This window comes from Limnovirga soli, assembly GCF_013106755.1.
Classification (GTDB): domain Bacteria; phylum Bacteroidota; class Bacteroidia; order Chitinophagales; family Chitinophagaceae; genus Limnovirga; species Limnovirga soli.
This window is the reverse complement of sequence record NZ_WHPF01000059.1, coordinates 1-302: the sequence shown is the minus strand read 5'-3', so window position 1 is coordinate 302 and position 302 is coordinate 1. Positions and strand designations below refer to the sequence as shown.

Sequence of the window (302 nt, the reverse complement as noted above, 5' to 3'; positions counted from 1 at the left end):
AATTTGATGAATGACGAAGCAATTTTGATGAATGACGGAGCAAATTTGATGAATGACGAAGCAAGTTTGATGAATGACGGAGCGAATTTGATGAATGACGAAGCAAGTTTGATGAATGACGGAACAAGTTTGATGGATGACGAAGCGAATTTGATGAATGACGAAGCAAGTTTGATGAATGACGGAACAAGTTTGATGGATGACAGAGCAAATTTGATGGATGACGGAGCAAATTTGATGAATGACGGAACAAGTTTGATGAATGACGGAGCGAATTTGATGAATGACTTCTATGGTACTAT

At 38.1% G+C, this 302-nt stretch carries 1 protein-coding gene; it reads left to right on the top strand.

The genetic code is table 11. From position 1 onward, the window contains the following. Positions 1-302, top strand: a 302-nt coding sequence (locus tag GD597_RS21765) for a hypothetical protein (protein WP_216368671.1), incomplete at both ends; no start/stop codon positions are given.